At 60.6% G+C, this 16,854-nt stretch carries 15 protein-coding genes and 1 riboswitch; of the genes, 11 read left to right on the forward strand and 4 right to left on the reverse strand.

Going from position 1 to position 16,854, the window contains the following annotated elements; all coding sequences use genetic code 11:
• Nucleotides 1-780: 780 nt before the first annotated feature.
• From ftsY to AB3Y40_RS04560, 4 genes are read left to right on the forward strand one after another with little or no spacing between them, the layout of a single operon-like run.
• Nucleotides 781-1,854: a signal recognition particle-docking protein FtsY gene (ftsY, locus tag AB3Y40_RS04545; RefSeq protein ID WP_369439600.1), complete on the forward strand. Its 1,074-nt coding sequence runs from the start codon at nucleotides 781-783 to the stop codon at nucleotides 1,852-1,854.
• A complete protein-coding gene (locus tag AB3Y40_RS04550; RefSeq protein ID WP_369437615.1) occupies nucleotides 1,854-2,747 on the forward strand; it encodes a hypothetical protein in 894 nt (297 codons plus the stop codon). The genes ftsY and AB3Y40_RS04550 overlap by 1 nt, the downstream gene beginning before the upstream one ends.
• Entirely contained in the window at nucleotides 2,744-3,646 is a 903-nt protein-coding gene (locus AB3Y40_RS04555) for a DMT family transporter (RefSeq protein WP_369437616.1), read from the forward strand. The genes AB3Y40_RS04550 and AB3Y40_RS04555 overlap by 4 nt, the downstream gene beginning before the upstream one ends.
• An 11-nt stretch (nucleotides 3,647-3,657) precedes the next feature.
• A complete protein-coding gene (locus AB3Y40_RS04560) occupies nucleotides 3,658-4,269 on the forward strand; it encodes an inner membrane-spanning protein YciB (protein ID WP_369437617.1) in 612 nt (203 codons plus the stop codon).
• On the opposite strand, the gene AB3Y40_RS04565 is transcribed toward AB3Y40_RS04560, so the two are convergent.
• A complete protein-coding gene (locus tag AB3Y40_RS04565; protein WP_369437618.1) occupies nucleotides 4,266-4,592 on the reverse strand; it encodes a PilZ domain-containing protein in 327 nt (108 codons plus the stop codon). The two genes, AB3Y40_RS04560 and AB3Y40_RS04565, sit on opposite strands and share 4 nt — an antisense overlap.
• Nucleotides 4,593-4,710: 118 nt before the next feature.
• Nucleotides 4,711-4,788: riboswitch (SAM riboswitch) on the forward strand.
• Nucleotides 4,789-4,836: 48 nt separating this feature from the next.
• Between AB3Y40_RS04565 and metZ the strand changes: the two genes are divergently transcribed.
• Both metZ and folE2 read left to right on the forward strand, forming a co-directional pair.
• On the forward strand, nucleotides 4,837-6,006 hold the full coding sequence (gene metZ, locus AB3Y40_RS04570; protein ID WP_369437619.1) for an O-succinylhomoserine sulfhydrylase: 1,170 nt from the start codon (nucleotides 4,837-4,839) through the stop codon (nucleotides 6,004-6,006).
• Nucleotides 6,007-6,395: 389 nt separating this feature from the next.
• A complete protein-coding gene (gene folE2, locus AB3Y40_RS04575) occupies nucleotides 6,396-7,499 on the forward strand; it encodes a GTP cyclohydrolase FolE2 (RefSeq protein ID WP_369439601.1) in 1,104 nt (367 codons plus the stop codon).
• A gap of 99 nt (nucleotides 7,500-7,598) precedes the next feature.
• Here the strand turns inward: folE2 and AB3Y40_RS04580 are convergent, their stop codons facing one another.
• Nucleotides 7,599-8,399, reverse strand: coding sequence for an HpcH/HpaI aldolase family protein (locus AB3Y40_RS04580; protein ID WP_369437620.1), 801 nt, complete (start codon nucleotides 8,397-8,399; stop codon nucleotides 7,599-7,601).
• Between the two features lie 445 nt (nucleotides 8,400-8,844).
• Here AB3Y40_RS04580 and AB3Y40_RS04585 point away from each other — a divergent pair, with 445 nt between their 5' ends.
• Nucleotides 8,845-9,357 carry a class I SAM-dependent methyltransferase gene (locus AB3Y40_RS04585; RefSeq protein ID WP_369437621.1) on the forward strand — a complete coding sequence of 171 codons (513 nt, stop codon included), beginning with the start codon at nucleotides 8,845-8,847 and terminating at the stop codon, nucleotides 9,355-9,357.
• Between the two features lie 7 nt (nucleotides 9,358-9,364).
• Here the strand turns inward: AB3Y40_RS04585 and AB3Y40_RS04590 are convergent, their stop codons facing one another.
• The gene (locus AB3Y40_RS04590; protein ID WP_369437622.1) at nucleotides 9,365-9,835 is read right to left on the reverse strand and encodes a hypothetical protein; all 471 of its coding nucleotides are present in this window, start codon (nucleotides 9,833-9,835) and stop codon (nucleotides 9,365-9,367) included.
• A gap of 157 nt (nucleotides 9,836-9,992) precedes the next feature.
• Here AB3Y40_RS04590 and AB3Y40_RS04595 point away from each other — a divergent pair, with 157 nt between their 5' ends.
• Nucleotides 9,993-11,441: a TrkH family potassium uptake protein gene (locus AB3Y40_RS04595; RefSeq protein WP_369437623.1), complete on the forward strand. Its 1,449-nt coding sequence runs from the start codon at nucleotides 9,993-9,995 to the stop codon at nucleotides 11,439-11,441.
• Complete coding sequence (locus tag AB3Y40_RS04600; RefSeq protein WP_369437624.1) at nucleotides 11,441-13,030, forward strand: thiamine pyrophosphate-binding protein; 1,590 nt, start codon at nucleotides 11,441-11,443, stop codon at nucleotides 13,028-13,030. The genes AB3Y40_RS04595 and AB3Y40_RS04600 overlap by 1 nt, the downstream gene beginning before the upstream one ends.
• Nucleotides 13,031-13,350: 320 nt before the next feature.
• Here the strand turns inward: AB3Y40_RS04600 and AB3Y40_RS04605 are convergent, their stop codons facing one another.
• Entirely contained in the window at nucleotides 13,351-15,093 is a 1,743-nt protein-coding gene (locus tag AB3Y40_RS04605; RefSeq protein WP_369437625.1) for a trypsin-like peptidase domain-containing protein, read from the reverse strand.
• A gap of 175 nt (nucleotides 15,094-15,268) precedes the next feature.
• Between AB3Y40_RS04605 and AB3Y40_RS04610 the strand changes: the two genes are divergently transcribed.
• Complete coding sequence (locus AB3Y40_RS04610; RefSeq protein WP_369437626.1) at nucleotides 15,269-16,189, forward strand: glycine--tRNA ligase subunit alpha; 921 nt, start codon at nucleotides 15,269-15,271, stop codon at nucleotides 16,187-16,189.
• Nucleotides 16,186-16,842 carry an FkbM family methyltransferase gene (locus AB3Y40_RS04615; RefSeq protein ID WP_369437627.1) on the forward strand — a complete coding sequence of 219 codons (657 nt, stop codon included), beginning with the start codon at nucleotides 16,186-16,188 and terminating at the stop codon, nucleotides 16,840-16,842. Before AB3Y40_RS04610 ends, AB3Y40_RS04615 begins: the two co-directional genes overlap by 4 nt.
• Nucleotides 16,843-16,854 lie beyond the last annotated feature (12 nt).

The raw sequence follows: 16,854 nt of genomic DNA on the forward strand, positions 1-16,854 counted from the left end.
TTGCAACAAGGTTGTGAAGGCCCGCGCATGTCGTTTTTCAAAAAGCTCAAGGACCGGATGTTTCGGTCATCCTCGAAAATTGATGAGGGTCTGGACGCGATCGTCAGTGATGGCGGCGTAGAGGACGTGATCGAGGCGGATGTTGCGGCAGACGCTGAAGCCGTCCGCGCGCAAGAGGCCGAGGCGGCCCGTGTCGCGGAAGAGGCGCGGTTGGCCGAAGAGGCACGGTTGGCTGAGGAAGCGCGGTTGGCCGAGGAGGCGCGGTTGGCGGAAGAGGCGCGTCTGGCGGAAGAAGCGCGTCTGGCTGAAGAAGCGCGTGCTGCCGAAGCGGCCCGCGTAGCGGACGCCGCCCGTCAGGCCGAAGAGACGCGCCAAGCCGAGATGGCTGCAGCCGCCGCCGCTGCCAAGGCCGAAGCAGAGGCCGCTGCCGAAGCCGCGCGACTGGCCGCAGAACAACAACGCGCCGCTGACGCCGCAGAAGAGAAGCGGCTTGCCGCCGAAGCGGAAGCTGCCCGGCAGGCCGCCGAGGAGGCCGAAGCCGCGCAACGCGCACTGGAGGCCGCGCAAAGGCAGCAAGCCGAAGGGGCTGAGGCCGCGCGGCAAGCCGCTGCCGCAGAAGAACGACGCCGCGCCGAGGCGGCACACCAGGCCGCAGAGCAGGCCGCGCAAGACGCCGAGGCCGCGCGCAAGGCCGCGGCAGAGCGCCGCGCCGAAGAGGCCGAAGCGGCGCGTTTGGCCGCCGAAGAAAAGGCACGCCTTGCGGCAGAGGAAGACGCGCGGCTGGCAGCAATGGTTGAGCCGGACCCGATGTCTGACGAGGATATCGACGCGCTCGCCGAAGAGATCGAAGCCCAGGTCGAGGCCGCGGCAGAGGCGGCCAGCGCGCCCCCGATCAGAGAGGCCGTCGTCGCGCCGATGACACGGCTTGAACCCTCGCCACTGGACGAGCCGTCGGAGGAACCCGTTGAAAAGAAGGGCCTTTTGGGGCGCCTGTTTGGTCGCGAACAAAAGACCGTTGTCCGCCGCACGCTGGATGACGACATGCTCGAACAGCTTGAAGAGTTGCTGATCACGGCAGATATGGGCGTGGATACGGCGCTGCGGGTGACCGCCAATATGGCCGAGGGACGCTTGGGCAAAAAACTGTCGGTGGACGAAATCAAAACGCTTTTGGCGAATGAGGTCAGCCGCATCATGGACCCCGTCGCGCGGCCCATGCCGCTTTACGCCCACAAACCGCAGGTGGTGCTGGTGGTCGGTGTCAACGGGTCGGGCAAAACCACGACCATCGGCAAGCTGGCCAGCCAGTTCAAAGCCGCGGGCAAATCGGTGGTGATTGCGGCGGGCGATACGTTCCGCGCGGCTGCAGTCGAGCAATTGCAGGTCTGGGGCGACCGCGCAGGGGTTCCGGTGCTGACCGCGCCCGAAGGGTCGGACCCGGCCTCGCTCGCCTTTGATGCGATGACCCAGGCCCAGGCCGACGGCGCGGATTTGCTGATGATCGACACTGCCGGGCGGCTGCAAAACCGCGCCGATCTGATGGAGGAATTGTCCAAGATCGTCCGGGTGATCCGCAAGAAAGACCCCGATGCGCCGCATAACACGCTGCTGGTGCTGGATGCCACGACAGGCCAGAATGCCCTGCAACAAGTCAAGGTTTTTCAAGAACTTGCGGATGTGTCCGGCCTTGTGATGACCAAGCTCGATGGGACCGCAAAGGGCGGTGTGCTGGTGGCGCTGGCCGACAAGTTTGGCCTGCCCATTCATGCCATCGGCGTAGGCGAACAGATCGACGATCTGGCCCCGTTCGACCCAGAGGACTTTGCCAACGCGCTGGTCGGGCGCGACGTCTGATGCGCTGGTGGCTTGGCGCGGCTCTGGCGGTTTTGCTGGCCAGTCAAGCGGGCGCCCAATCCGCGCCACCACAATGTCAGGCATTTTGGGACCGTTTTGTCGGCGATCTGTCCGAGCTGCGCCGCACTGCAGGGCGTGGCGGCGCTGTTGCTGCGGGGACCATTCTGGACCGTGGTTGGCGCGTCTCCGATGACCGCGACGGCTGGTGCCGGGTGACGGCCACGCGCGATCTTCGCGATTTACCTTTTTCATCAATACGTTGGCAGGCGGATGGTGTGACGCGATATCTGATGGGCGAAGGTTTTCCATCCCGGATCAGGATTGCGGTCGATGATGTGATGCTGGATGGCCGCGTGGGCAAGCGGCCCTTTGATTTGAGCATCGGGTTAAGCCGCGAAGACGGCGATCCGGCGTTGCGGTTGGATGCACTTTATCTGCTGACAACCGAAGGACGGGGGATGCAGGTGACAGGCACGCTGGGTGGTGCCTATTTTGACACCCGCGCCAGTGCAGCACTCAGCCTTGGCAGCCTGCGGTTGCATCGCGTCACGGCGCGGGTTGACGACGTCTGGGCGATCTTGGACGCATTTGATCTGGACGGTGGGTCCGTGAAACGGGACGCGACCCACTTTCTGCGCGGATTGCGCGATGGGTTGAGCGAAGCGCAATTTGACGCGCAATCCTTTGAATCCGCAAGGTATTTCATGGGCGTGCTGCCCAATGCCAAAGGGGTTCTGACGGTCACGCTCAGCTCTGAGCAAGGGCTAGGACTGTTGCAATACGCGATGGCCGCGAATGCGTTCGAGGCGCAGGATAAATCATTCGCCGATGTGGTGTCAGTGGCTTTGCATGGCGCTGCAGTCACGGTTGATTGGGCGGCTGCGGCCCGATGAGCGATTGGATCGTCGCGATTGCGGGCACGCCGGATGGGGCGCGGCTGGCGACGATTTTGGCGCTGATCTCGGCTGTGGCCCATGCCGCATTTGGCGCGTTGCAGAAGGGGCGGCATGACCCGTGGCTGACCCGCGGGGCGATTGACGGCTGGCTTGTGGTGATCTCGGCGCCGGTGGCGCTGTTTGCGGTGCCCTGGCCCTCGGGGGATGTGGCGTGGATCCTGGCGGGCGCGCTGGTGATCCATTTTGGCTACAAGCTGACGATGGCGCTGGCCTATGAGAGAGCCGCCTATACGGTGGTTTATCCAGTGGTGCGCGGGACCGGGCCATTGGTGACGGTGCTGGCCGCCAGCGTGATCTTTCAGGAACATTTCACCGTGCAACAATGGTTGGGCGTGGCGTGTCTGTCGGGGGGCATCCTGCTTTTGGCAGTGCGCAATTTGACCGAAGAGGTGCTGGACCCAAGCGCGGTGCGGATCGGGTTGTTCTGGGCCGTATTGGGCGGGGTTCTGGTGGCGATTTATACGACCTATGATGCCTACGGCATCCGCCAAGCCGCTGATCCGTTTACGTTTTTGGCTTGGTTCTTCTTTATCACCGCGCTGGATTTTCCGCTGCTTGCCGCATGGCGGTACCGGCGAATGGAAGCCGCGCCTGACCTTGGCCCGCTGTTGTGGCGGGGGTTATTTGGGGCGCTAATCGCTTGGGTCAGTTTTGGCGGTGTGATGCTGGCGACACGGTTGGACAAAGTCGGCGAGGCGGCGGTGTTGCGCGAAACATCCACGGTGTTTGCGGCCTTGATCGGCTGGCTGTTTCTGGGCGAGAAAGTCGGACCGCGCCGCACCTTTCTGATGGCACTGGTTGCACTGGGCGCTGTGATCGTGGAAACGGGGGGCTGAGGGAGAACCACATGGCCGAAAAAAAGATCAATCCGATCCTGCGTCAAGTCCTTGAACTGGGGCCTACGATCTTGTTTTTCCTGATCTATTTGCGGATCAAGGACAACACCTACACGCTGGGTGGAACTGAATACACCGGGTTCATCGTGGCGACACTGATCTTTGTGCCGATTTTGCTGGTGGCGATGGCGATCCTTTGGGCGCTGACCCGGACGCTGAGCCGGATGCAGATTTTCACCGCCTTCATGGTGATTTTCTTTGGTGGTTTGACCGCGTGGTTCAACGACGAGCGGTTCTTCAAGATGAAGACGAGCATCGTCTACGGCTTTTTTGCAGTCGTTCTGGGGATCGGGTTGATGCGCGGCAGGAGCTATCTTCAGTGGATTATGGGTGAGTTTTTGCCCATGAAATCAGAAGGTTGGATGATTTTTACGCGCCGCGTCGCCCTTATGTTCCTCGCACTTGCGGTCGCTAACGAGTTGATTTGGCGCACGCAAAGCACAGAGCTTTGGGTGAAGCTTGAAACCTTTGCGTTCCCGGCTGTGTTGTTCGTCTTCCTGTGGGCTCAGATCGTTTTGCTGCAACGCTATCTGATCGAACCGGAAAAACAGCCCGAAACCTAGCGCATTTCCATCAGACCGACGGAACTGAACCGGGACGCGGAAGAACTGCGTTTGGCATAGCGCAGCGCGTCGACCTGCCGGATCGTCAGCATGGGGCGGAACATTACACCGACCCGATCCTTGGCGACCCAGCGCACAACGGACATGATCTGGTCACCGCCCGCTTGCAGCATGACCTTGTCACCAGGGGACAGGTCATCAAGCCCCTTGATCTGCGCGCCGTGTTCATTGACGTCAAGAACCTTGCCCGGCAGTACACCAAACGGCGTCTTTGCCTGCACCGGGAAAGAGGTGGGATAACGGTGGCGTCTGTACTGTTGCATCATATTTACCCTTGTTTCGTCATGAAATAGCAGGATCGGGTAAACAGGCGGTGAACGCCGAAGCGCTCAAAATGGTTAAAATCCGATGCGGCTTGACGCACGGGCGAGGGCGGCGTATGCGATTGCCCGTGGCGATTTGTTACCGGATTGCGGGCCACGTTAAACATGCCGCTAAAAGGGTCAGGGCGTAACCCCGATACCTGTGACCGGTGTCGGGGTTTTGTTTTGGCGAAAGGGGCCGAGAATGACACAGTGGAACAAGCGCACAAAGGCCGTTCATGGCGGCGTTCGACGGAGCCAGTATAATGAAGTCTCGGAAGCGATTTTCCTAACCCAGGGCTTTGTTTACGATACGGCCGAGGCTGCCGAAGCCCGGTTCCTGAAGGCCGGCGAAGACGAGTTCATCTATGCCCGTTACGGCAATCCTACGGTGGCAATGTTCGAGGACCGGATCGCCGCGTTGGAAGGGGCCGAGGACGGGTTCGCCTGCGCCTCTGGTATGGCGGCGGTCAATGGCGCGCTGACCGCGATGTTGCAGGCCGGTGACCACGTGGTCAGCAGCCGCGCGTTGTTTGGATCCTGTCTTTATATCCTCGAAGAGGTGTTAACCCGTTTCGGGGTTGAGGTGACGTTTGTGGATGGCACCGACCTTGATCAGTGGGCCAGCGCGATTCGTGGAGACACCAAGGCGATTTTCTTTGAAAGCATGTCGAACCCAACCTTGCAGGTGATTGATATCGCGGCGGTGTCCAAGCTGGCCCATGCGGTGGGGGCAAAGGTGATTGTGGACAACGTTTTTGCGACACCTGTCTTTTCGGATGCGATCGCGCAAGGTGCTGATGTTGTTGTCTATTCTGCGACAAAACATATTGACGGGCAGGGCCGGGCGTTGGGCGGGATCATTCTTGGGACGCAAGAATTCATCCGCGGAACGGTTGAGCCCTATATGAAGCACACCGGCGGGGCGATGTCGCCGTTCAGCGCCTGGCTGATGCTTAAGGGTTTGGAGACATTGGATTTACGGGTGCGAGAGCAGGCGCGCAGTGCCGCCGCTCTGGCCGCTGCGCTTCAGGGCCATGCGGGTCTTTCGCAGGTGATCTATCCCGGCCTGAAAGATCACCCGCAGCACGATCTGGCGATGGCGCAGATGGGCGCCGGGGGCACGGTTCTGTCGATTGACTGCGGCAGTCAGGCGCGGGCGTTCGAGATGCTCAACGCGTTGGAAATCATATTGATTTCCAATAACCTGGGCGACGCCAAATCCATCGCAACCCATCCGGCGACCACCACGCATCAACGCCTGCCAGACGCCCAAAAGGCCGCGCTGGGGATCACACCGGGATTGGTGCGTGTGTCGGTGGGGTTGGAGGACCCGGCGGACCTTTTGGCGGATTTGCAGCAAGCATTGGGCTGAAACGCCAAACGAATCAATGCGTTAACCGATGTCCGGGTCAAAGGTTAACGCATGCACAAACCATGCACATCGCGGCAACATCGCGGGCTGCTTATGTTCGCCACAGAGGCCTTTAACGGGGCGCTCGCGGCTTTAAGGGCGCTGCGCGTCAGGTCAAATGAAAGGTTCTGTTAACCCGCAGCGCCGGTCGGTTTGGCGGCGCTAAGGGTCGGCCCGGCCGCTTGCCTTGCTCCGGCCAAATGGGCAAGGTGGGATGCGGCGCAGACGGGGGGCCACTTGATATGTCTGATCCACGGGCAGAGTTGTCACGTATCTATTGGGAAAACGTTGGAAAACGTGAAGGAATGCCCCATATCGGGGATGCGGATGTGCCGGAGGGGGCCCCATCGATGAATGTTCATTCCCAAGATTTTGATCGTGAACCCAGCCGGGACGAGGCAGAAGCGGCGCTTGCGCTGTTGCGTCGCTGGGCGGGCGAGGTCAGCGCCGAAGAAGTGGCAACACTGGACCCGCTGGTCAGCCGCTTGATCCCTGGCCAGGAGGTCAGCAATTACCCCGCTTTGGCCCGCGCATACCCTGATGCCTTTGAGGTGGATGAGGCTTATCGCGCCACCATGCCGGATTTGCAGAATGGGCCGTCGAGCCTGATCAAAGGGGCCAAGCAGCAGATCCAGCATGTGGGGATCAGCAATTTCCGTCTGCCGATCCGGTTTCACACCCGTGACAACGGTGATCTGACGCTGGAAACCAGCGTGACCGGCACGGTGTCGCTGGAGGCCGAAAAGAAGGGCATCAACATGTCCCGGATCATGCGGACGTTCTACAAACATGCCGAGCAGACGTTCAGCTTTGACGTGATCGAACGGGCGCTGGATGCCTATAAGTCCGACCTTGAAAGCTTTGACGCCCGCATTCAGATGCGGTTTTCCTTTCCGATGAAGGTGCAAAGCCTGCGGTCGGGGCTGGAGGGGTATCAATACTACGATATCGCGCTGGAGCTGATCGAGCAGGCGGGCGTGCGCAAGAAGATCGTGCATCTCGATTACGTCTATTCCAGCACTTGTCCCTGTTCGCTTGAGCTGAGCGAACATGCGCGGCAGTTCCGGGGGCAATTGGCCACACCGCATAGCCAGCGGTCGGTGGCGCGGATTTCGGTGCTGCTGGAAGAGGGGCAGGACACGCTGTGGTTCGAGGACCTGATTGACCGCGCCCGCACAGCCGTGCCGACAGAGACCCAAGTGATGGTCAAGCGCGAGGATGAGCAGGCCTTTGCCGAATTGAACGCGGCGAACCCGATCTTTGTGGAAGATGCGGCCCGGCTGTTCACCGAGCAACTGCAGATTGATCCCCGGATCAGCGATTTCCGCGTGATCGCCAGCCATCAGGAAAGCCTGCATTCCCATGATGCGGTCAGCGTGCTGACGGAAGGGCCGACCTTTGCCGCAAACTCGCTTGATCCCAAGCTGTTTGCGAGCCTGTTCCACGTGGGGTGATCAGGTGGCGCGTACCGGGTTGATGTCGGGCCGTTGTTTGAGCGGATGTCCGGTATGAGCCCAAAGTGCTTTCCAGACTTGAAGTGACCAAAGTCTGCTTTACTGAGAGGGCGCTTTGCCAGTTTCATTAAGGTTTTCTTCTGGATTGGAGCGAACGTTAGCAACAAGGTTCGCGACAATTCCCTTAAGTTGTAGGAGGTCGACACCTGCTACGATCCGGTACCCACGGACGAACAGTGCGTCGACCTCTGATTTGGTTGACGCAAAGGGGCCTCCAAGCGGCATCCCGGCGCGCTTTGCTGCTCTTTCGATCTTATCAACGGCTTCTAGGACCTTGGGATGTTGAAATTGACCAGAGACGCCAAGCGTCGTGGACAAATCGAAGAGTGCAACAACTGCCATATCAACCCCTTCTGTGGCGAAAATTGCGTCGATGTTTTCTACCGCTTCCGGGGTCTCTATCAACAAACAACAAACAGTTTTATCGCCATACTCCGGCAAGTATTCGGGCACTGATGTACCCCACCGCGAATGCGCGACGAATGCACCCCAACCACGAACACCCTCGGGCGGATAACGCATTGTAGCCACGCAATGAGCGGCCTCTTCCGGCGTTCGGACCAGTGGAAACACAATACCCTCTGCTCCGAGATCGAGGGCAAGTTTTACGTTTGCAGGGTTGTGATCAATGACCCGTACCAATGGTGCGCAATCGGTGCCCTGAGTGGCAGCAATCATGGCATGTAACGTTTCTGGGTTTGTTGCGGCGTGCTCCTGATCAATGATCATGCTGTCGATGCCGGTGGAGGCGAGAGCTTGGGTAACGGTGGCGGACGGGATGACACAAAGTTCCGAACATATCTTGTAAGTCGGGTTTGCAAGCTTTTCCTTAAGTTTCATTTCCAAGCTCCTTTTTGTATTGCCTAGGCTTGTGTACGAGGATCGGATGTCTCCACCTAACGAAATTGCATGGACACAAGTTTTCCATGCGAGACCATGGGACTAAGAGACCGTCTTGCCGATGCTCGCGATGAAAGGTTTAGTTGGAGAAGTTAGACTGCGACGTTCCAAAGTCAGTATTTGTTTGGAAGCAGTCATTAGCGCAAATGCAGAGAAGGTCGGCTTTGTCCCGCAAAGCCGCCCTTGCTGAAACTTGAATCGAAGGATTGGTTCTGTTCCAAAGCGGCCCATCACCAACCGCCGCGACGCCCAAGACCTTTTCAAAAGGTCTTGCCAAAATCCTTTCCAAGGATTTTGCGCCACGCATAGCGTGCCGAATTGCACCCAAGATGCGCGGGCGAAAAACACTTGGCCAAGCGCGTAGAAATCTATTAGCGCATTTGGCATGGCTTATGATTATGACAAACTTTATGCGGAAACGCCGGATGCGCTGGGCGCGCCGACGCAGGTTTTTGTGGACTTCTTTGCGTCATTTACGCCCCAAAGCGCGCGGGTGTTGGACGTCGGCTGCGGGCAGGGACGGGATGCGTTGTTCATCGCGCGGTTGGGCCACAGCGTGGTGGGCGTGGACTTGGCCGCGCATGGTATCCGCGATCTGAACGCGGCGGCACAGGCGGAGGGGTTGGACGTTACAGGTGTGGTGGCCGACATCACCGGTTATGCGCCGCAGGGCGACTTTGACGTCGTTCTGATTGACCGCACCTTGCACATGCTTGCCGCGCCGGAGGCGCAAAAGGTGCTGTCGCGGCTTTTGGATCACGTCGCACCGGCGGGCTGGGTGTTGATCGCCGATGAGCCATCCAACATGGCGGGCTACAAACGTGTCATCGCAGCGCATGGGGGTGTTTGGGTGACTGATTTGGCCAAGCGTGGCACTCTTTTCGTGCGGCGGACGTAAGCGGTCTTCACTTCTTTTCCAGCTTTCGCCCTCCTGCAATGAGGGCGGCGTTCATTCTTGAGTCGGCTGTCACGTATTGGCTTTTTGCGATTTTCCACCGGCCGTTCCGTCGGCGGAGCAGACTGTGAATCATCATCTCTTCGCTGAGGCGATAGTCTTGATAGAGATGCTGCGAAATCGAGGTGCACCGCACAGTGTCTGGGGCCTCAAAAACGGCTGACAGGGTGTGCCGCTTGAAGTCGATCACACCTTTGGTTTGGATGATGCGACACATTTCGTCATAGACATGCATCAGGTCGGCAACCGTCTGCAGATTGCGGACGCCGTCAATGGTGTCGATCACTTGTGGCAGTATGAAGCGGGCGGCATACCCGGTGCGGTCACGCTCAAAATAGGCGCGCCGGGTGATGTCCAGCAGATAGTCCGAGACCGCAACGGGGCAGTCGAAGTGCGGATCTGGAACCGGGATAGCGGGCATCTATGTCTCTGGTTACGCGACGTGGCGGACATCGAAACAGGTTTCGAAAGGTTTTGCGACTGTTTTGTTGACTTGAACGATCCCCGTCGACACTGCAGGTGCGGGCAGGGTGGTGACATCGCTTGACACCTCAGGTCCCATTCGCCACCGATAGCCCATGATTGACCTGCGTCCGATTGGATATGTGATTGGCCTGTTGGTCGCGGCCCTGGGCCTGACCATGCTGGCGCCGTTGGTGGCAGACCTGTGGGTCGGCAACGGCCATTGGCCGGTCTTTGCGGAATCCGCAATTGTCACGGTGCTGACCGGGGCGGTACTGGCCGGGGCCTGCGCCAACGGGGTCAGCGCAGGGCTAAGCCTGCGGCAGACCTTTCTTCTGACCACGCTGGTCTGGCTGACGCTGCCGCTTTTTGGCGCGATTCCGTTTGTGCTGGGCGCCACCAATGCCGATTTCACGGACGCGTTCTTTGAGGCGATGTCGGGGCTGACCACCACTGGATCAACGGTGTTCAGCGGGCTTGAGGCGTTGCCTGAGGGGCTCAAACTGTGGCGCGGCATTCTGCAATGGCTGGGCGGTGTGGGCATCATTGTCGTGGCGATGGTGTTTCTGCCAGAGCTGCGCGTGGGTGGGATGCAGATCTTCCGGTCCGAGGCCTTTGACACCATGGGCAAGATTTTGCCCCGCGCGGGTGAGATCGCCACCCGGATTTCGGTGATCTATGTGGCGCTGACGCTGGCCTGTGCGCTGGCCTATACCGCTTTTGGCATGTTGCCCTTTGACGCGATGGTCCATGCGATGACCACGGTTGCGACTGGGGGCATGGCCAACAGCGATGCCTCTTTCGGGTTCTATGGGGCCGGGGTGCATTACACGGCGGTCTTTTTCATGCTGATGGCGGCACTGCCCTTTGTCCGCTACGTGCAACTGCTGGCCGGCACAGCACAACCAATGCTGCGCGACAGCCAAATCCGCGGCTTTTTCTACGTGATCTTCACGGTTGTCCTGCTGCAAAGTTCCTGGCTTTGGGGCCGCGACGGGGTGATGACAGAGGTGGCGTTCCGCGAGGCGCTGTTCAACGTGACCTCGATCACCACGGGCACCGGTTACGCCAATGCCGATTACATGACATGGGGGACGTTCCCGGTGGTGGTGTTTTTCTTCATCGGACTGATCGGCGGCTGCGCGGGGTCGACGGCCTGTTCGGTTAAGGTGTTCCGGTATCAGCTGCTGTTTGCCTCGATCAAATCCCAAATCCGCCAGATCCACAGCCCGCACGGCATCTTTGCCCCGCGCTATCAGGGCAAGACCGTGACAGAGGACGTGCTGAACTCTGTCATGGCGTTTTTCGTGGCTTTCGTTTTGTCGATTGGCATCCTGTCGGTGCTGCTGGGCTTTACCGGACTTGATTTCATCACGAGCGTGTCGGGTGCGGCGACTGCGCTGGCGAATGTGGGGCCGGGCCTTGGCACGATCATCGGGCCCGCGGGCAACTTTGCGGCCCTGCCGGACAGCGCCAAGTGGCTGCTGGCGATGGGGATGTTTGTGGGCCGATTGGAAATCATGGTGGTGCTGGTGGTGATCAGCCGCAAATTCTGGAGGGATTGATGCAACGACCGCTGGGCGCGCAGATATCGCACATGCTGAAAGACCGCGGGGTCGAGGTGATCTTTGGCATTCCGGGCGTACACAATCAGGAAATGTATCGCGGCATCGAAGAGGCGGGGCTGACCCATGTGCTGGCGCGGCACGAGCAGGGGGCGGGGTTCATGGCCGATGGCTATGCCCGCGCAACGGGGCGTCCGGGCGTGGCCTATGTGATCACCGGGCCGGGGCTGTGCAATATCATGACGCCGATGGGGCAGGCCTATTCCGACAGCGTGCCGATGCTGGTGATTTCCAGTTGTTTGGATGAGACTTCGGCGACGCGCGGGCAGTTGCACCAGATGAAGGATCAGGAAGGGGCTGCACGCACGGTCTGCGACTGGTCCGAAACCGCGCGCACGCCACAGGCCGCCTATGCCCTGATTGACCGAGCGCTGACAGAGTTTCGTCATGGCAGGGCCAGACCCAAGCACATTCAGGTGCCGATCGCGGTGTTGGAAGCCATGGCCGATCCGTTTCCCGGGACGCAGCCGATGGGCTTTGTGACCGCTCCTGAATTTGCCGCATCGGATTTTGAAGCCGTTTTGAATGCTGAGCGCCCGCTGTTCATCTTTGGAGGCGGGGCCAGGGCCTGCGGCTATGTGGCCAAGGACGTCTTGAAGGCGCTGAATGCAGCCGCCTTTGACACCTATGCGGGGCGCGGTGTATCGACAGGTTCAGCGCTTAGCTTTGGGGCCTATCTGGCCCGTCCGGGATCACGCGATGTTATCGCGCAAGCCGATGTGGTGGTCCTGGTGGGAACAGAGCTCGCTGAAACCGACCTCTGGCGAGAGGACGCGGGGATCACGGGCACATGCCTTTCTGTCAACATCGATGCCAGCGGTTTTCACCCGCAGGCCATGCGCCATGTTCATGGCGATGCGTTTGACTACCTGACCCAACTGCTAAGTGCGGCGGCGCAGCACCGACCCAAGGGGCAATGGCTTGCAAAGGACATCGCCGCGCAAAAACGCCGTTGGCGCACCGAAGTCGAGACCGAACGGCCGGGACTCGGGCCAGTGATCAAAGCCCTGCGCGCGGCGCTGCATGACAGGGTCATGATTTATTCCGACATGACCCAGATCGCCTATGCGGCCAAGGAAATCTGGCCCATGAAACATCCCGGTTTCTGGCATCACCCAACCGGGTTTGGCACGCTTGGCTATGCCTTGCCTGCGGCCATCGGCGGTGCAATCGCGCGCCGCGGCAGAGGCCGCAACGATCCGTTGAACCCGGTCCTTGCCATCGCGGGGGACTATGGCTTTCAATACACGCTGCAGGAACTTGCGGTGGCTGTGGAACTGGAGCTGACCCTGCCGATCATCCTGTGGGACAACGGCAAACTGGGTGAAATCGAAGACAGCATGGTCCGCGCCCAGATCGCGCCGCATGCGGTTGTGCAAAAGAACCCTGACTTCGTGAAACTGGCGGAGGCCTATGGCGCGGCAGCCGCGCGCCCGAAATCCGTGGAAGAACTCGCGTCCGCGGTTGACAAGGCATTCTACGCCACGCGGCCAACGCTGATCCATGTGCAAAACGACATTGCAATCTGAAGGCACAGACCAGAGTGCTACCGGCCAAGGCGTGCTTTCTTTTGTGTGGCAATATGCGGGCGGGTCGCCATTTGACGCGCCATTGGTTCAAGCGTCAATGGCGACGGGGGCTAGCCCCCCGGTCGGTCGGCCCATGCCCCGCATGGGTCGAAATGGGGGTGCAGGCGCATCACCGCCACCGGGTGACGGGTGCTGGCGCAATATTGCCACCGGGTGACGGCCGCAACTTTGCAAGCAAAGCCGCTTACCCGCACGCGTCAGGTCGCTGCGCGACGCAGACGAGCTAACCCGCACGCGTCAGGTCGCGGTGCGACCTGACGTTACCAACAGCTCACCAGCACGGTTTGGTCTGCGGCGCGCAGGGTTAGGGTTTCGGGGGGCATAAAGGCGACCGTGTCGGTGGTGTCCACGGCGATGCCCGCCCCGGTCAAGGACGCCACGATCTGATCGGCATCAACAGAAAAGCTGACCTCGGGCGGCAGCACTTGCCCGCTATTGCTGCTGCGCGGCAGCAACATACCAAGGATAGCGCCGCCGTTGTCAAAGACCGGGCCACCGGCGTCGCCGGGTTGGGCGGTCAGGGCCAGACGCTTGACCTCTTCTTCGCCATTCAGGCCCCTTAGGTCGGCAAGCCGGCCAAAGGTCAGCGAAGGTGTCACCAGCACGCCGCCATAGGGGTATCCCGCGACGGCCACTTCGGACTGCAAACGCGGCACGCCGGTTTGGAAGGCAGCCACGGCAATCGGCGCCAGACGTGTGGTGGGGCGCAGCACGGCCAGCCCCAGCGCGTCGTCGCGGTGCGCCACCTCTGCATCGGTGTCGGTGTCGATGGTCAGCCGCTCGCAGCTGTCGATGGCTTCGGTCGTGGTCAGCACGCTGCCGGTGCCGTCAATGAAAAAGCCAGAGCGTGACAGGCGCGGTTTGCGCACTTGCAGACCGGCAACAAGGTCCGTGGCCTGATCTTCGTCGGGCGCCGCAATTGCGGGGTCGAGCACGCCGTTGATCCGGTCAAAGCTTGCCTTCATTTCGTCCCGGATGCGGCCAAAGCGTTCGTCATCGCCCGCAGGCCAGACCAACATATAACCCTTGATCCGGTCGTTGCGCAGATTGACGTAAGTATAGGACACCAGATCGCGGCCTTGGGCGTTGATTTCAAACTCGCGGTTGCGGCGCACGCGCTCGCCCTCGGTCGGTACGACCTCTAGCGTTTGCAGAATCTCGTAAAGTCCGAACATGCGGTTCTGATCGCCGGGCTGGCTAATCAAGAGCACCTGCGCGGGGATGTCGCCTTTGGCATCATAGCGCGCGAATGGCGGTTCATATTCGGCAAAGGCCACCACGCCGGTGGGCAGCGCGATCTCAATGCCCGCCACATCATCGCGCACCAGTTGCAGGTTCATCCCGTCCAGCACCGCGTTGTAGGCGCCGATCAGTTCTGCCCGCTGCGCGGTGGTCAGGATGCCGGTGGCCTCTTGGTTGTTGGCGATTTGCCAGCTTTCCATCGCCCCGCGCGTGCCGCGTCCGTATGATCCGTCAATCGCGCCCTGATAGTGCCCCGCCCATTTCAGCGCCACTTGCAGCAGCTCTTTTTCAGGCCGGGTCATCAACGCCTCTGAGGCGCGGGCCTGACGCGGGGTTTCATCTGGGATGGCGATCGGGGTCGGTTCCGGCAGGGGTTCAGCGACCACGGGGTCGGTCACCTCTGTCGCGCCGGGCAGGGGTTGGGCTGTGGTTTCAGCGCCGACGCCCACGGGCCAGAACTGCTGCTGAAAGTTGTTGCCAAAGGCGATAAAGCTGTCCGCCGGGATCAACCGCTGCCCGCGCAGGGACCGCAGAAGCGCGTCCGCGTCATCGGGCGCATAGGGGCCCAGCACGATCCCGTACCAGCCAGAGCCCAGATAGAACCCCGCCACGTTATCAAGTGCGGCGGCATAGGCCCGCACGCGGTCCTGCGCGGCGGTCAGGGTCGGTTGTGCCTCGACCTGGACCCAGACCGGGCTTTGGGCGGTGGCGGCTACAGCCCACCAGATCACAAAAAACGCGTAACGAATTGACTTCAACATTTCAGTTCCAGAATCCCCTTGCCGCTGGCAGCGCGGCGTTTGGCGGGCAAACTAGCAAAAAAGCAATGGGTTGCAGCACAAATCGTCGTGTGGCCTGTCCTTTTAGGGGGGCTGTGCTCATTGACCCTCAATCCGCGCGGGCCTATTGAACGCGGGACCAAGGAATGAGGGCGAGATGGCCGAGACACCACGCAGTTTTCAGGGAATTATCCTGGCTTTGCAGTCTTATTGGGCGCGTCAGGGCTGTGCCGTGTTGCAGCCCTATGACATGGAGGTGGGCGCTGGCACGTTCCACCCGGCCACAACCCTGCGCGCGCTGGGCAGCAATGCCTGGTCGGCGGCCTATGTGCAGCCGTCGCGCCGGCCGACGGATGGGCGCTATGGCGAGAACCCGAACCGGTTGCAGCACTACTATCAGTATCAGGTGATCATCAAACCCAGCCCACCGGATTTGCAGGCGCTTTATCTGGGATCGCTTGAGGCGATCGGGATTGACGCCAGCCTGCACGATATCCGCTTTGTGGAAGACGATTGGGAAAGCCCGACGCTGGGCGCCTGGGGGCTGGGCTGGGAAGTTTGGTGCGACGGTATGGAAGTCAGCCAGTTCACCTATTTCCAGCAGGTGGGCGGCCACGATTGCCATCCCGTCAGCGGAGAGCTGACCTATGGGTTGGAACGGCTGGCGATGTATATTCTGAACGTGGATCACGTGATGGATATGCCGTTCAATGACCCGCAAAGCCCGATCCCGCTGACCTATGGCGATGTCTTCAAGCAGACCGAGGAAGAATACGCGCGCTGGAACTTTGATGTGGCTGACACCGACACATTGTTGCAGCACTTCAAGGATGCAGAGGCCGAATGCGCCCGCATTCTGGCAGAGCCCGCCGTCGACCCCAAGACCGGCAAGACCATCGTGATGGCGCATCCCGCTTACGATCAGGCAATCAAGGCCAGCCATGTGTTCAACTTGCTGGACGCGCGCGGCGTGATCTCCGTGACCGAACGGCAGGCCTATATCGGGCGGGTGCGCGCGCTGGCCAAGGCCTGTGCCGATGCCTTTGTCACCACGCCCGCCGGGGGTGCCGCTGCGTGAGCCTTGCCCGCACCTTTGCCCATCACTGGCGCAATGTGACCGGCCAGAAGGCCGCGGCACAGCGTGCAGCACAGGACGCCTTTGCAGTGGCCTGCGCGGGGTTGGGCGCGGGCGATCTGGCGATTGATCTGGGTGCGAACCGAGGGATTTTCACCCAAAAGCTGGCTGAAACCGGCGCGGATGTGGTGGCGTTTGAGCCGGACCCGCATGCCTTTGCAGCGTTGCGTGCAGCGGTGGGGGAGTCTGGGAACGTAACGTGTCTGAATGCTGCCGCTGCGGCCAAAGCGGGCACCATGACGCTATACCGGACGGCGGATTTTGACCGCGACCCGGACCGGCATTCGACGTCGTCGTCCTTGGTGGCGGAGAAGCGCAATGTGACGGCAGAGGCGGGAATTTCGGTCGAAGTTGTTGATTTCGTGGCCTTTCTGGAGGGGCGGGACCGTGACGTCGCGGTGATCAAGATGGACATTGAGGGCGCAGAGGTTGATCTGATGGAGGCGCTGCTGGACCATCCGGTGGCAGCACGGATAACCCAGATCTTTGTCGAGACCCATGAGCGCGCGATCCCCTCGCTGGCGGACCGGACTGCTGCGTTGAAGGCGCGGACCAAGGGGCGGACCCGACCTGCTGTGAACTGGGACTGGCACTGATGCTGGGGCGGA

It is taken from the genome of Yoonia sp. R2331 (assembly GCF_041103235.1).
GTDB lineage: Bacteria > Pseudomonadota > Alphaproteobacteria > Rhodobacterales > Rhodobacteraceae > CANMYO01.

Bases quoted from the DNA above. Each gene is read 5' to 3' on its own strand.
- AB3Y40_RS04585 (WP_369437621.1), top strand. From the start codon at position 8,845: ATGGCTTATGATTATGACAAACTTTATGCGGAAACGCCGGATGCGCTG.
- AB3Y40_RS04590 (WP_369437622.1), bottom strand. From the start codon at position 9,835: ATGCCCGCTATCCCGGTTCCAGATCCGCACTTCGACTGCCCCGTTGCG.
- AB3Y40_RS04580 (WP_369437620.1), bottom strand. From the start codon at position 8,399: ATGAAACTTAAGGAAAAGCTTGCAAACCCGACTTACAAGATATGTTCG.
- metZ (WP_369437619.1), top strand. From the start codon at position 4,837: ATGACACAGTGGAACAAGCGCACAAAGGCCGTTCATGGCGGCGTTCGA.
- AB3Y40_RS04595 (WP_369437623.1), top strand. From the start codon at position 9,993: ATGATTGACCTGCGTCCGATTGGATATGTGATTGGCCTGTTGGTCGCG.
- AB3Y40_RS04565 (WP_369437618.1), bottom strand. From the start codon at position 4,592: ATGCAACAGTACAGACGCCACCGTTATCCCACCTCTTTCCCGGTGCAG.
- AB3Y40_RS04555 (WP_369437616.1), top strand. From the start codon at position 2,744: ATGAGCGATTGGATCGTCGCGATTGCGGGCACGCCGGATGGGGCGCGG.
- AB3Y40_RS04605 (WP_369437625.1), bottom strand. From the start codon at position 15,093: ATGTTGAAGTCAATTCGTTACGCGTTTTTTGTGATCTGGTGGGCTGTA.
- AB3Y40_RS04560 (WP_369437617.1), top strand. From the start codon at position 3,658: ATGGCCGAAAAAAAGATCAATCCGATCCTGCGTCAAGTCCTTGAACTG.
- AB3Y40_RS04600 (WP_369437624.1), top strand. From the start codon at position 11,441: ATGCAACGACCGCTGGGCGCGCAGATATCGCACATGCTGAAAGACCGC.
- folE2 (WP_369439601.1), top strand. From the start codon at position 6,396: ATGAATGTTCATTCCCAAGATTTTGATCGTGAACCCAGCCGGGACGAG.
- AB3Y40_RS04550 (WP_369437615.1), top strand. From the start codon at position 1,854: ATGCGCTGGTGGCTTGGCGCGGCTCTGGCGGTTTTGCTGGCCAGTCAA.
- AB3Y40_RS04610 (WP_369437626.1), top strand. From the start codon at position 15,269: ATGGCCGAGACACCACGCAGTTTTCAGGGAATTATCCTGGCTTTGCAG.